The sequence below is a fragment of the Flavobacterium sp. genome (genome assembly GCF_052437795.1).
Taxonomy (GTDB): domain Bacteria; phylum Bacteroidota; class Bacteroidia; order Flavobacteriales; family Flavobacteriaceae; genus Flavobacterium.
In genome coordinates this window covers 712,064-725,696 of sequence record NZ_JBQVPA010000001.1, presented here as the reverse complement: position 1 = coordinate 725,696, position 13,633 = coordinate 712,064, and the positions used below count along the sequence as shown (strand labels likewise).

General features: G+C 45.1%; 17 protein-coding genes. 7 read left to right on the top strand and 10 right to left on the bottom strand.

The genetic code is table 11. From position 1 onward, the window contains the following. Positions 1–121 precede the first annotated feature (121 nt). From can to ACT6R0_RS03425, 4 genes are all read right to left on the bottom strand, one after another. Positions 122–760, bottom strand: a complete 639-nt coding sequence (gene can, locus ACT6R0_RS03440; protein ID WP_444652312.1) for a carbonate dehydratase — start codon at positions 758–760, stop codon at positions 122–124. Positions 761–817: 57 nt separating this feature from the next. Then, positions 818–2,416 carry a SulP family inorganic anion transporter gene (locus ACT6R0_RS03435; RefSeq protein WP_444651317.1) on the bottom strand — a complete coding sequence of 533 codons (1,599 nt, stop codon included), beginning with the start codon at positions 2,414–2,416 and terminating at the stop codon, positions 818–820. An 81-nt stretch (positions 2,417–2,497) separates the two neighbouring features. Then, complete coding sequence (locus ACT6R0_RS03430; RefSeq protein ID WP_444658617.1) at positions 2,498–2,782, bottom strand: hypothetical protein; 285 nt, start codon at positions 2,780–2,782, stop codon at positions 2,498–2,500. A 52-nt stretch (positions 2,783–2,834) separates the two neighbouring features. After that, positions 2,835–3,335, bottom strand: coding sequence for a Dps family protein (locus tag ACT6R0_RS03425; RefSeq protein ID WP_444651313.1), 501 nt, complete (start codon positions 3,333–3,335; stop codon positions 2,835–2,837). Positions 3,336–3,445: 110 nt separating this feature from the next. Here ACT6R0_RS03425 and ACT6R0_RS03420 point away from each other — a divergent pair, with 110 nt between their 5' ends. Together ACT6R0_RS03420 and ACT6R0_RS03415 are read left to right on the top strand one after the other, a co-directional pair. Then, complete coding sequence (locus ACT6R0_RS03420; RefSeq protein ID WP_444651311.1) at positions 3,446–4,393, top strand: LysR substrate-binding domain-containing protein; 948 nt, start codon at positions 3,446–3,448, stop codon at positions 4,391–4,393. Between the two features lie 2 nt (positions 4,394–4,395). Then, positions 4,396–4,923: a GNAT family N-acetyltransferase gene (locus ACT6R0_RS03415; protein WP_444651309.1), complete on the top strand. Its 528-nt coding sequence runs from the start codon at positions 4,396–4,398 to the stop codon at positions 4,921–4,923. 363 nt (positions 4,924–5,286) lie between these two features. On the opposite strand, the gene mnmD is transcribed toward ACT6R0_RS03415, so the two are convergent. From mnmD to ACT6R0_RS03400, 3 genes are all read right to left on the bottom strand, one after another. Continuing rightward, positions 5,287–5,949, bottom strand: coding sequence for a tRNA (5-methylaminomethyl-2-thiouridine)(34)-methyltransferase MnmD (gene mnmD, locus ACT6R0_RS03410; RefSeq protein ID WP_444651307.1), 663 nt, complete (start codon positions 5,947–5,949; stop codon positions 5,287–5,289). 171 nt (positions 5,950–6,120) lie between these two features. Further along, complete coding sequence (locus ACT6R0_RS03405) at positions 6,121–6,588, bottom strand: hypothetical protein (RefSeq protein WP_444651306.1); 468 nt, start codon at positions 6,586–6,588, stop codon at positions 6,121–6,123. After that, positions 6,588–7,238, bottom strand: a complete 651-nt coding sequence (locus ACT6R0_RS03400) for a DUF4920 domain-containing protein (RefSeq protein ID WP_444651304.1) — start codon at positions 7,236–7,238, stop codon at positions 6,588–6,590. The genes ACT6R0_RS03405 and ACT6R0_RS03400 overlap by 1 nt, the downstream gene beginning before the upstream one ends. Before the next feature lie 198 nt (positions 7,239–7,436). On the opposite strand from ACT6R0_RS03400, the gene ACT6R0_RS03395 reads away from it, so the two are divergent. Next, on the top strand, positions 7,437–8,501 hold the full coding sequence (locus ACT6R0_RS03395) for a branched-chain amino acid aminotransferase (protein WP_444651302.1): 1,065 nt from the start codon (positions 7,437–7,439) through the stop codon (positions 8,499–8,501). Between the two features lie 58 nt (positions 8,502–8,559). Here ACT6R0_RS03395 and ACT6R0_RS03390 read toward each other — a convergent pair whose 3' ends face one another. Beyond that, complete coding sequence (locus tag ACT6R0_RS03390) at positions 8,560–8,946, bottom strand: hypothetical protein (protein WP_444651301.1); 387 nt, start codon at positions 8,944–8,946, stop codon at positions 8,560–8,562. A gap of 76 nt (positions 8,947–9,022) precedes the next feature. Here ACT6R0_RS03390 and ACT6R0_RS03385 point away from each other — a divergent pair, with 76 nt between their 5' ends. From ACT6R0_RS03385 to ACT6R0_RS03370, 4 genes are all read left to right on the top strand, one after another. Then, positions 9,023–9,217 (top strand): hypothetical protein, encoded by a 195-nt coding sequence (locus tag ACT6R0_RS03385; RefSeq protein ID WP_444651299.1) that lies wholly within the window; start codon positions 9,023–9,025, stop codon positions 9,215–9,217. A 102-nt stretch (positions 9,218–9,319) separates the two neighbouring features. Next, positions 9,320–9,835 carry a hypothetical protein gene (locus ACT6R0_RS03380; RefSeq protein ID WP_444651298.1) on the top strand — a complete coding sequence of 172 codons (516 nt, stop codon included), beginning with the start codon at positions 9,320–9,322 and terminating at the stop codon, positions 9,833–9,835. Next, positions 9,832–11,637 (top strand): sensor histidine kinase, encoded by a 1,806-nt coding sequence (locus tag ACT6R0_RS03375; protein ID WP_444651296.1) that lies wholly within the window; start codon positions 9,832–9,834, stop codon positions 11,635–11,637. The genes ACT6R0_RS03380 and ACT6R0_RS03375 overlap by 4 nt, the downstream gene beginning before the upstream one ends. Then, a complete protein-coding gene (locus ACT6R0_RS03370) occupies positions 11,634–12,251 on the top strand; it encodes a response regulator (protein ID WP_444651294.1) in 618 nt (205 codons plus the stop codon). The genes ACT6R0_RS03375 and ACT6R0_RS03370 overlap by 4 nt, the downstream gene beginning before the upstream one ends. A 40-nt stretch (positions 12,252–12,291) precedes the next feature. Here the strand turns inward: ACT6R0_RS03370 and ACT6R0_RS03365 are convergent, their stop codons facing one another. Continuing rightward, positions 12,292–12,795 (bottom strand): hypothetical protein, encoded by a 504-nt coding sequence (locus ACT6R0_RS03365; RefSeq protein WP_444651292.1) that lies wholly within the window; start codon positions 12,793–12,795, stop codon positions 12,292–12,294. Between the two features lie 6 nt (positions 12,796–12,801). Beyond that, entirely contained in the window at positions 12,802–13,566 is a 765-nt protein-coding gene (locus ACT6R0_RS03360; RefSeq protein WP_444651291.1) for an MBL fold metallo-hydrolase, read from the bottom strand. Between the last annotated feature and the right edge of the window lie 67 nt (positions 13,567–13,633).

The following is a 13,633-nucleotide window of genomic DNA, read 5'->3' as shown; positions in this document are numbered from 1 at the left end:
GATGGGTACGGGATATTTTGGATCGCAGAGATCCTGCTGGAAATACTATCCCTATTCACAAACTAAAGGGCAAAAAAAATGGCCGCCCAGGGAAAGGCGGCCATTTAGCAATATAAAAATGTTAAAACTCTAAGCGGCTTACCTTTTCAAGTTCCGTATTGTCACAATAGTTCACTTCAAGGTCTTTTACGATACCAGTATCCAGGCCGTATACCCACCCATGCAGGCATAGCTCCTGGCCATTCCTCCAGGCATTTTGTACGATCGAGGTCTTCGCGAGGTCCAGTACCTGCTCCTTTACGTTCAGCTCCACAAAAGCATTGAACCTGTCGTGCTCATCGATAATAGAGTCAAGGTATTGCTTGTGGTGCCTGTACACATCCTTAATGTGCCTGATCCAGTTGTCAATAAGGCCTATAGAGTCATTGCCCATAGCTGCCTTAACACCACCACAGCCATAGTGGCCGCACACGATAACGTGCTTCACTTTTAGTACGTTCACAGCATAATCCAGTACGCTGAGCATGTTCATGTCGGTATGCACCACCATGTTGGCAATGTTCCTGTGCACGAAAACCTCGCCCGGCTGCGCGCCAATAACCTCGTTTGCAGGTACGCGGCTGTCCGAACAACCGATCCACAATAGTGGCGGTGACTGGCCTTTTGATAAATTATTGAAATATTCAGGGTCCTTAGCCAGCTTGGTTTCAGACCATATCCTGTTGTTGTCTAATATCTTCTTATAAAAATCATCATTCATTTTCATAATAAAACTGTTTTTATGTTTAGTCCCAAATGGGAATTGATTTATGTTTTGTTATTCTTTTATTTTATGTTCCACAAATACATTGCTTGCATCTGTGTTCTCTAGCTCATAGGCATCCTTGAAGCCTACCAGCTTTACTTTGATATTCATCTCCATCGCTTTAATATCCCTGAATTCCTGTATCAGGTCGAGCACATCGTGGGCAATGTATTCTGTGTCAGACGCGTCGATAACTACTTCGGAGTTTTCGGGCAGGTCATTCAGCGTCGACTTTATGGCGGCCTTGTTCAGGAACGATACTTCCTGGGCCAGGTCGATATGGATAATGTCGCCGTCCTTATATTCCTCTTTCCTGAAGTTGTACGCCCTTTTCAGGTTGCCCCGCAGTACGAATATAATACTAATCACCATACCCAATGCAACACCTTTCAGCAGGTCGGTCGCCACAACAGCCACCAGCGTTGCAATGAACGGTATGAACTGGTACTTGCCTTTGTCCCAAAAATGCTTCAGCTTCGCGGGATTTGCAAGCTTGTACCCTACCAAGAGCAGCACCGCGGCGAGCGTAGCCAACGGTATCTTATTCAGTACGACAGGTATTGCCAAAACGCATATCAGCAGCAATGAACCATGTATTATAGCCGACATTTTAGTTTTTGCACCGGCATTGGCATTCGCCGATGAGCGCACCACTACCGATGTAATGGGAAGCCCGCCTACCAGTCCGCTAAGGATGTTGCCTATACCCTGCGCCCTCAATTCGTTATTGGTATCGGTATAGCGTTTTTGCACGTCCATCCTGTCAGATGCTTCAATACACAATAATGTTTCGATGGAAGCAACGACAGCAATGGTACCGGCCACTACCCATACTTGGGGGTTGGAGATCGCCGAAAAGTCGGGCATTACCATAAAGCTTTGTATGTCGCCAAATGAAGTGGCCACTGGCAACGTCACCAGGTGTGTGGACTCAAGTGCCAGATGGCTTCCTGTGGAAATGAATACCTGGTTAATAACTATGCCTGCTGCAACGGCCACCAATGCTCCCGGTAATACCTTAAGCCTTTTTAGAGCAGGGACCTTATCCCACATAATGAGTATTGCCAGCGAAACGAGCGAGATGATCACGGCACCGCCTTCAAAGCGGCTGATAAGCTCTGGGATGTCCGAAAAAAAGTTCCCGCCGTCGTGCCTGAGCAGCGATTCGTCGCCTTCGTTGCCTTTATCATACCCTACGGCATGCTCAAGCTGGTTGATAATGATGATCAACCCTATACCAGCAAGCATACCCTCGATAACATTACTGGGAAAATAATTGGAAATGCTCCCTGCCTTTATAAAGCCAAGGATAAGCTGTATGGCACCTGCAAGGCATACTGCCAGCAGGAATGCCTCGAATGAGCCGAGCGTGGCTACTGCGGTGAGTACTATGGAAATAAGCCCGGCAGCAGGGCCGGATACACTAATGTGCGAATTGCTGAGCGAGCCGATGATGATACCTCCTATCACACCGGCAATAATGCCTGAAAGCGGCGGCGCGCCCGAAGCCAGGGCTATACCCAGGCACAATGGCAAAGCCACCAGGAAAACCACGAGGCCCGAAGGGACATCGGCCTTGAGGCTGCCAAAAACATTTGTTTTTTTTGTCATACCGAATTTAAATATATAATACAATGATACCATCGGGCGATCCACTGCCTGATAGCTGCCACACTGGCTTTACGATCTGTATTATATCAATTCGGGAGGGGGCGAGCATATCTCACCGGCTATGTTATCATGCCTTTCGAGATTTGCCGACTTTATAAGTGAGGATGTCCTGATCTGGGGAATAAAAGCAACACCGAACTCTGTATGCGGCGCTGCTTTTACTTCCTTGATCTCTTTTTGTATCTCTTCTTCAGTAAGGCTGTAAACCATAGATACATCAGCATCATCCTCGACCATGCTCACAATGGTTGGCGTGGCGAGAAATGAAACAAATAAGAAAAGTACTATGTTCACGAACACTTTCATTGCGGCGAAGATAGGGATTTTTATTTATAATTTATAACTGTTACAAATAATATTATATTTCCTCCTCGCTCCACGCCTTCATCATCCACATGGTCTTTTCCTGCTCCTTGATAAAATCGCTCATCATTGAGTTGGTACCTTCATCACTGATCTTTTCAGTTTCGCCAAGGATAACCCTCTCTATCTTAAGCAGGTCGGCCAATGATGCCATGATCAGGTGTACGGCTTCGGTATCTTTTGAAATGTTCTTGCCCACCTCAAGCCTGTTGTTGGCTATGTAGTCTTCAAAGGTATGCAGCGGGGTAAAGCCAAGCGTGAGCACTCTTTCTGCGACCATGTCTATTTTCAGCTGCGCATCGTTATACAGCTCCTCAAATTTTACATGGAGGTCAAAAAAGCGCTTGCCGCGGATATTCCAGTGAATGCCCCTGAGGTTTTGGTAATACACCTGGAAGTTCGACAATAGGATATTCAGTTCTGCAGCGATAACTTCAGCTTCTTTTACGGGCAGTCCCAGAATATTCGTATCTTCCTGTTTCTGTTTGGTTTTCATGATAATTAGCTATTTGTAAGTTTTTACATCTATAAAAGTAGAGTAAATTTAACCATAAAATTGATAGTTAATATCAATCATTTTTATAATTTTATCATAAATATCTATTTATGACGATCACACAGCTATACTATGTCCTGGCAGTTGCCGAACATAAGAATTTTACCCTGGCCGCCGAAAAATGCTTTGTCACCCAGCCTACGCTGAGCATGCAGATACAAAAGCTTGAGGAAGAGCTTGATGTACAGATCTTCGACAGGGGTAAAAAGCCGATCCAGCTAACCGAAGTGGGTCAGAAGATCGTATCCCAGGCCAAGAACATCGTGAGCGAATCGGGCAGGATAAAAGATATAGTAGACCAGCAAAAAGGCTATATTGGCGGTGAATTCAAGATCGGTATCATACCAACGGTAATGCCTACGCTGCTGCCAATGTTCATGAGCAATTTCATCAATAAATACCCGAAGGTCAACCTTATTGTAGAGGAACGCACTACGGAAGAGATCATCCGCATGCTCAAGAACGGCCAGCTTGATGCCGCCATTGCCGCGACACCGCTGGAGGAGGAAAGCATAAAGGAGATCGTGTTGTACTACGAACCCTTTGTAGCTTATGTGCCGGAAAACTATGCTGCCTACCAAAAGAAGGATTTTGGTGTTGAGGACCTGGAAGAGAACCTTGATAACATACTGCTACTGCAGGATGGGCACTGCTTTACCAATAACGTGCTCAACATCTGTAAAACATCGGTGATGCCACACGACAGCAAGTTCCAGATCGAGAGCGGAAGCTTTGAGACCATGATAAAGCTGGCCGATGAAGGATTGGGCATGACACTCCTTCCCTACCTCAACACGCTGGACATGAATGACAGATCGATCAAAAAATTGCGCCATTTTAAAGACCCTAGGCCATCGCGCGAAGTGAGCCTTATCTATTCTAAAAAGGAGCTGAAACTGCACATTATCGAAGCGTTGCGCAGCACGATAGCAGGAGTGATAAAAGGTGCTATTACCTTCCAGAATGTAGACATTACCAGCCCGTTGCATAAGAAATAACAATGAACGAACTTATAATTTCCCAAGCTTCCGACAAGGACCTTGATGTGCTGGAAAAAATTGGCAGGGAAACTTTTTTTGAAACGTTTGCTGACAGCAATTCCCCACATGACATGCAGGAATACCTTGATAAAAACTTTAGCCCGGAAAAGATAAAAGAAGAATTAGGTGATCCCGGTTCCGGGTTTTACATCCTATGGGATGGCGGTTATCCCGCGGGATACCTGAAAGTAAATTCAGGGAATGCCCAAACTGAAGTAAAGCGTGATGATTCACTTGAGATCGAGCGTATTTATGTGCGAAGCGCGTATTTCGGTAAAAAAGCCGGGCAGCAGCTTTATGAAAAAGCACTGGAGATCGCATACGACCAAAAGAAAACTTTTATATGGCTTGGGGTTTGGGAGAAAAATCCACGGGCAATACGCTTTTACGAAAAGAACGGATTTTCTGCTTTTGACAAACATATTTTTAAAATGGGCAGCGACGAACAAACTGACATAATGATGCGAAAATACCTATCCGGTAAATAAAAAAAGAGCCGTGTCGGGCTCCTTTAGTTTTTATTGTTGAACGTAGATCAGACAAGCTTTCAACTCAGGCTTTTCAGTCGTAAAATTATGTAGCCAGTCTACCAGTTGTTCAATCTCATAAGGCAGCAAGATCTTTATTGCCTTTTCAACTTCTTTACAAAATAGCTTGGGGTCAAAACTTACGCTCTCCAAGACTTTCTTTGTATAGCTAAACATAGGTCTGGGCATGATCGTTTTAAAGTTTATAGTTATAAGGTGATAAGAACGAATATGCAAATATATCAAAAAAAACGACACGCAAGTAAAAATACCATTTTATTGAAACGTTATAGCTTGAAAATTTGTTAAGGATTTAACAATTATTTAAAGCTTTATTGCACGAAGTATTTCGCGCTTCCCGGGTGGGCCGGGTAGCTTTTCGGTCACAAATCCCGCCTCCTGCATGGCTTTTTTAATCACTGTCCTGCATGCATAAGTCACTAATATCCCGTCTTTTCTAAGTGCGTTGTACATTTTTTGAAAGATCTCCACACTCCATAGCTCCGGTTGCGAAGGGTAGCCGAAAGCATCGAAATAAATGAGATCGAAACACTCCGTATCTGTGATGTCATTAAAGAACTGCTGCCGTTTTGTTAACGAAAAATTAGCAGTGAGCACCACTTTTTCCTCCCATTCTGAGGCATGCAACTGCGTAAATACCCCCGAATATCTATCAGCCTTCAGTTCGCCTACATAATTCAGCAGTGCGGCCTCGGCAGGGCCTACCGGATAGGCTTCGACACCGGTATAATCGACCTGCTGGCCACTTTTGGCCGCTTCAAGGAAAGTGATGAAGGCATTCAGGCCTGTGCCAAAGCCTATCTCCAAAATAGCAACAGGCCGGCCTTCAGTGAGCGCCAGTCCGTTTTGTATGAATACATGGTTCGCCTCCTGTATCGCCCCGAATTTTGAATGGTAGGTTTCCTTCATTTCGGGAAGGTATATGGTTACCGACCCGTCGTCCGTAGTTATGATCTGGCGTTCCAATTATTATCTTATTAATTTAACCACATAGGAAAATAGCTACATATCCGGGCCATAAGTTTAAATAGTCCCACAAAGGCTGAAGCTTTGCTTCACTATGTGTGAATATGTCCCCTTAAAATTCATTCGGCTATAAAACCTATGTATCTATGTGGTTAAAACGAATTTAAACAGTTATTTAATGTAAAGCTTTTTTATCCTCGGTATAGGGCCTTCACATTTTTGCTCATGGCATTTTACACAGGCAGATACCGCATCATTAAAATGCTTTTTGGCATTCAGCTGGTCTTTATAAATAAGTCCCTGGGCTTTGATGAAGATCGCGGCCTGGGCTTTGAAAAAAGCGTCGTTCTCACTTTCATCGGTCATTGCCGAAGCATGTATCTTAAGGAATTTCTTTGGAAAATTGCCAAGGGTATCTCCTTTCACAATGCGATCCTTCAGCTGCATGTTCTCGGCATACATCTGCTCCATGAGGCTGGCCATTTCGGACATCTCGTACATTTCAAACTCCTTTTCCTTTTTCGCAGGAGCTTTTTCAGCCGGTACTTCCGTCGTTTTTACGGGTTGTGCCTCGGTTTCTTTTTTGCATGAAGCGAGTATCAGCAGGCACGCGGCCAAAAGTAACGATGCCTTCCCCATTATTTACTGATAAGCACGCCGTCGGCCATGAATTTGTACTCTACCTTAGGCTCAGTGATCTTTGCGATCTCGGCTTCAGACTGCCCGCCATCCTTGGCATAATGCCTTAATTGGGTCACAGAAGTTTCACTTACAAAAGCCTTTCCGCTTATAATGGCGTCAGAGTCGGCAGCATTAAGTGGCACGAAAAAGGCATAATCCTTGAATTTCACAAAAGATTCCTTGCCGTTCGGCAGCTCCATTGCCATCCAGCAGCCTTTCTTTTGGCATACATCCTTAATTTTCGACTTGAATTTAACCGCAACCGTATCGCCCGGCTTCAGGTTTTTATATTTCGCGATCATCTGTTCTTTGGTCAAAGCCTTATCGGCAGATATTTTAGCGCCAAAAGCAGCATAATCAACCTTTACGGGTTTTGCCGGTTCAACAACCTCGATCTTCTTTACAGGATCGGCCTTATCTGCTGTGGGTGCAGCGGGAGTTTCCGGAGCATCTTCCGTTTTAACTTCAGAGATGGTATCGGTATCAACATGAACGGTATCCTTACCCGTTTCAATTACAGTTGATCCGGTCTTTATTTCGGTCTCCTTATTTTTTTGGCAGGCTGCGAATGCTATCAGCGCGGCAGCCATAACGATGGTTTTTTTCATTATCGATTGGAATTTATGCAATGGCAAATTTATGGTAAAAGTTCAACCCTGCAACCCATACAGGTCACAATTTTGCTTATTCTTCTTTTATTCAGCATATTAATTTTTTTAAATGCTATTATTTTTACGAAAACTGCCCGTGCTATGTTTTTTTACTAAATTTGTTAAACACGACTAACCTAAACAATCCGACATATAATGGGCGAAAACTCTACTGATATTATCATAAACAGGGCCCCTTCCAGCCATATTGGCGCTGTTGATTTTGACAACCTTTCTTTTGGCAATACTTTTACCGACCATATGCTCATGTGCGATTTCAGGAACGGAAAATGGGAGACACCTGTGATCAAGCCGTACGAACCATTCCTGATAGACCCTTCTGCGAAGGTTTTCCACTACGGTCAGGCCATTTTTGAAGGTATGAAAGCTTATAAGGATGAGCACGATGATATATGGCTTTTCCGCCCTGACCAGAACCATGACCGTTTTAATAAGTCAGCCGAAAGGCTTGCCATGCCATCCGTTCCTGAGGAGATCTTCATCGGGGGTATGAAAACGCTCATCGGCCTTGAAAAGGAATGGGTTAAAAAAGGCAGAGGCAACTCCTTATATATAAGGCCGTTCATGATCGCGATCGGACCTGGCGTTATAGCGGCGCCGTCTACACAATACCGTTTCATGATCATTCTCTCCCCTGCCCGCTCTTACTATTCGGGCGAAGTGAAAGTGATCATCGCCGAGCATTACAGCCGTGCGGCCAATGGAGGCATTGGTGCGGCAAAGGCGGCCGGTAATTATTCGGCACAGTTCTACCCCACCAGGCTGGCTAACGACATGGGCTACCAGCAGATCATCTGGACGGATGATGCCACGCATACTAAACTTGAGGAAGCAGGTACCATGAACGTTTTCTTCCGGATAAACGACACGTTATATACAGCGCCAACCAGCGAAAGGATACTGGATGGTGTTACCCGTAAGAGCATAATTGACCTTGCAGCAAGAGAGAACATTAAGGTCGAAGTGCGGTCTGTCCTTGTTTCCGAACTTATGGAAGCCGCGGGTAACGGGTCCCTGAAAGAAATATTCGGTGCAGGTACAGCGGCAGTGATCAATCCGATAGTAGGTTTCTGCTATCAGGATAAGTACCATGAACTGCCAAAGATGGAAAATTCATTCGCATCAGAACTTAAAGAAAAGCTCACCAACATCCAGTACAAGCTGGGTGAAGATACTTTTGGCTGGACGGTGAAGATCTAGTTTACAGTTAACGGTTTACAGTTGAAGGATACATGAACTGTAAACCGTTAGACCAACACTAATATTCCAGTACCTTCGTGAGATCGGGCTTAAAGTAATCAGGCCCTTTCATCACTTTGCCATCCTCACGGTATATTGGCAGTCCGTTCGCGCCCAGCTTACTCATATTACTGCGCTGTATCTCATCGAAAACCTCCTCTATCTTATACTGCAGGCCATGCTCGATAATGGTACCGCACAAAATATAAAGCATATCGCCCAGCGCGTCAGCGATCTCTACAATGTCATTGTTCTGTACTGCTTCAAGATATTCTTCATTCTCTTCCTTCATAAGGTTATAGCGCAGCATGTTCACGGCCTCTCCCAGGCTGGCTTTGGGCATTTCGCTGATGCCAAGGCCAAATGAACTATGGAACAGCTTTACGGAGTCGAGTTGTTTTTTCATTGTACTACTAAATTTATATTGCCAAATTAATCAGAAATGATGTGGTAAAGCCTTAGCTTTGCAAAAAGATCTCAACATGTTTACAACAGGCCAGTGGATTTTTGCCGCATGTTTTTTAGTCGCATTCGTGATCACTATGATCTATGTATACCGAAAGGACCTTGCATTGCATAAAAAGTATTATAAGGGCAGCTATTGGGTGCTCGTAGCTTTTATTGCGTTCATCGGGGTGCTGTTCTTCATAAAATACTATGTCAAAGACAATTCTTAAAATTTTCTTAATAATTATACCTCATAAATCCCCAGTAATGGGGATTTTTTTTTACCTTAAATTCCTGAAATTTGCTTATGTAACCACTTAATCCAAATACTTATGCCAACTAATGACCTTACCTACACCGTGACCGGAAAATTCACAACTTCGATGATAGAGCTCGGAGCGCACCTGCCGGCCCTTAAAAATGACACATACACATTCCATGAGGTCCACGACATTACGCACAAAGACGGCAATGGCACAGTGACGAACGCCCTGCTCATACACATGAAACGTGACAGCGGAGATGACGATCCATTATCCTGGAACGGCACCGACGCAGATGTGGCTGTACCCATAATTACGCCTTCAACACCAAAAACCGTCCATGCTGATTCGCCCGGATTTAACTGGAACGCTGCCGACGCACTAATATTCATTTTTCACGAACCTTTTGATCAGGCCATTGTAGATGACATGCAAAAGAAAGTAAGGACCAAGTATAACGAAGTCAAGCTTATCGGGCCGTTCTCTGCGACCTGGTCAAACAAAAATGTGATGGATACAGAAGACTGGGATAACCCGATAGTGAAACCAAGAAAAGCAGGTATGACGATCATATCAAAACTGTGAGAACAAGGAACCTGATCATAAATTTATTAGTAGCGCTGGCGGTAGCTTTATTGTTCACCGGCAGCGCCTACCCTCAGCATTCGGCCAGTTTGCGGGCCATAGCAGAGAATATTGCCGAAGGTGAGTACCAAAAGGCAGGATCATCACTGAGCAAGATCAGGACCGGGAACTTTTCAACACCCGACAAGGCATACTATCATTTGCTGCTCGCACAATGCTACGAGGGCAATAACCAGGAAGAGCTTGCCTATGCAGAATACCTTGCCTCTAAAAAACTGTACCTCAGCGCAGACAGCATCAAAAGAGCAATGGAGATCAACTATGACCTGGCCTACCTGCTAAAGGCACAGGAAAAGAACATTAACGACTACAAAAGATATATTGACGAATATGCCGCCTATTATAAAAAGAGCAGCGACCCGAAGGAACTTGCGGAATTCTATTCGCGCATGGGAGCTTTTGAAACAGCATCAGGAGATCCCGAAAAGTCGTTGGGATATTTTAAAGCCGCAAAGCACTACCTGAAGATCGCCCCTAACCCCGAATTGAGGGCAATGATGGACATGAACCTCGCGACGTTGTACATCAATGACCTTAACAAACCGGATTCGGCTTTGTATCACCTGAGAAAGAACCTCGACTATCTTACAAGCCAAAAAGCGAACAGGAAGAATACCACACAGATATGCTACAACTACGTGAACCAGGCCGCGGCATTTTATTACCTGGAAGATTATAATAACGCGATCACCTTTTTGAAAAAAGCCGATGCCGTACCCATAAAGGACAATGTTTTAAAAACGAAGCAGTTCATTTACGAGTTCCTTTACAAGAACTATGAAGCCGCCGGCGATCATGCCAATGCCTACAATTACCTGCTGCTCAACAAGCGATTTTCGGATAGTGCAAAGACCGAAGCACAGAACGTTGCCATAAATGACATCCAGGTAAAATACCGTACCAAGGAAAAAGAACTGGAGAACATAAAGTTAAAGGATAAGAACAAAACAAAGACTATTTTGCTGTATACGTTTACAGGGCTGTTGCTCGCAGGCATTACCATAGGATGGCTCATTGTTAAAAATGCACGCCGCCGCGAAAAGATATCACGCCAGGAAAAGCTTATTGAACAGCAAAAGCTTGAAAAAGCCCTGAAGAACTATGAACTGCAAAGCATTGACATGATGTTGGAAGGACAGGACAAAGAAAGGCAGCGCATTGCCAACGACCTGCACGATAACCTGGGGAGCATGCTGGCCACGTTAAAGATAAATTTTGAGAACCTGAGGATACGGAAAAATGAGCTCAGGGATGAAGAGAACCGCCTTTACGACAAAACCGATGAGCTGATCGAAGAAGCCTATCAAAAAGTACGCGGTATGGCCCATGCCAAGAATGCAGGGGTCTTTGCCAACGAGGGGCTGATACCGGCTATAAAAAAACTGGCCGAAAAAATATCGGTGCCCGGCAAGCTTACTATCCATGTGGCGGCCTTTGGTTTTGAAGACCGCATGGAAAACTCACTGGAAATAGCCGTTTTCAGGATGGTGCAGGAACTTGCCACCAACATCGTAAAACATTCGCAGGCTACAGAGGCCACTATTCACCTTACCGACCATGATGACAACATCAACCTGATGATCGAGGATAACGGGATAGGTTTTACTACCGAAGAAAGCAGCAGTGCCGACGGTATGGGACTGGATTCCATACGTAAAAAGATACGCCAGATGGGCGGGCAGTTCACTATTGATTCTACACCCGGCAACGGAGCAACCATAATAATAGACTTACCATTATGATAACGATAGCGATCGCAGAAGACCACCAGTCGCTCATAGACGGCATTAAATTATTCCTTGAATATGAAGACGGCATTCGCGTGACCGGTGAGGCGAACGACGGTGAAAGGCTGCTGGAGATAGTGCGCCTTAAAAGGCCGGATGTTGTACTTACCGACATAAGGATGCCCAAGATGGACGGGATAACCGCCACGCGGCTTATAAAAAAGGAATTTCCCGCCATAAAGGTGATCGCCTTTAGCATGTTCGAACAGGATGAGGCCATATCGCAGATGGAAGAAGCAGGTGCATCGGGCTACATCCTGAAAAACTCTTCGCTAAAAACTGTACTTGCCGCGATACGCACCGTAGCTGCCGGGGATACTTTTTTTGACAGTTCGCTCAAAAACAGCCACACAGCAAAAAAAGATAACAGCGATGTGCCGCTGAGTAAAAGGGAGCATGAGATCGTAAAACTCATTGGCGAAGGCAGAACATCTCAGGAGATCGCCGACTTGCTCTTTATTGGCAAGACCACGGTAGATACACACCGCAAGAACATCCTGAAAAAGCTGAGCCTGCATGGCAAGAGCGAATTGCTGCGCTACTCCATGGAAAAGAAATACGATTTTTAATCCCCATCTCTAAGTAGTTATTGTTAACTGCGACTGAAAACTACTTAACCGTACCGGTATGCAACAGCGTTTCCATGGTCTTATACTCAAAAGTACCGTCGGGGTTCACAAAATACTTTATAAGCACTTCGCCCCAGGCCGTACCATTGCTAAAGTCGGCAACGATCCACCTGTGGTTGAGCACCTGCACTTTGTTTATCAGGAAGTTGCTGCCGTTAAGCGCGTCATACCCAACAAGCGGGTTGCCTTTAGGGTTAGAGTTCTGGTCCAGTATGCCGTCCTGTATCTTTTTCTCAAGCGAGGTAACGTCCATGCTTTCGGCAAAATAGTCGAGGGCATAATCATTTGTCGCCAGGGTAAAATAATTGGCATCAACAACCTTTTCCTTTTCCGCTTCAATACTGTCTTTTAGCGACTTGCGCGAAGCTTCAAGTTTAGCGATCCTGTCATCCCCGAACTTTTGCTTGTTCGAAAAGTACATGTAGGTAAAGACATTGATGAGCAATGCAAAAATGAACAGGTATAAAAAAAGGTTCTTTTTCATGGTATGTTACAAGGTTATCTCTAAGTTATCGTAAGCTAAAAATACGTTGGGCGGCAGGGTTTCCTGCACTTCGGCATGAAAGCCCATGTGGTGGCTGATGTGTGTAAGATAGGCCCTTTCCGGCTTCAAAACAGCGATAAGCCGTAACGCCTCTTCAAGGGTATAGTGTGTGTCGTGCGGCTCGTGCCTTAGTGCGCTTACCACCAAAACTTTAAGGCCTTTCAGCTTTTCGGCTTCTTCGGGTGCGATGTATTTTATATCGGTAATATAGGCAAAGTCGCCGATCCTGTAGCCGAACACATCAAGCTCACCGTGCTTTATGCTTATTGGCTCAGCCATCATGTCGCCCAATGGGAACGGCTGCCCGCTAACCACCTCGTTCACCGTGACCGATGGCGCGCCGGGGTATCTGTCCTCTTCGGCAAATACATAATCAAAACGCTTCCGCAGGTTTTTTAGTACCCTTTCGTGAGCATAGATGGGGATATCGCCTTGCCTGAAAAAAAAAGGCCGTATATCGTCAAGCCCGGCAGTATGGTCGGCATGCTCATGGGTATACAGGATACCGTCCACCTTTTGGCATTGCGAAGTAAGCATCTGCTGCCGGAAATCGGGGCCGCAGTCGATCACATACGAATGTCCGCCCCAATGCACCCATACCGATACACGCAGGCGTTTGTCCCGCGGATCGGAGCTGTGGCAAACAGGCTCGCTACACCCTATTACCGGGATGCCCTGGGAGGTTCCCGTACCTAAAAACCGTACTTTCAAAAGAGGTAATTTTTTACAAAAATAATACTATTTGTTTTAAAAAGCCTCTTTGTTTTGCTAACTTTGC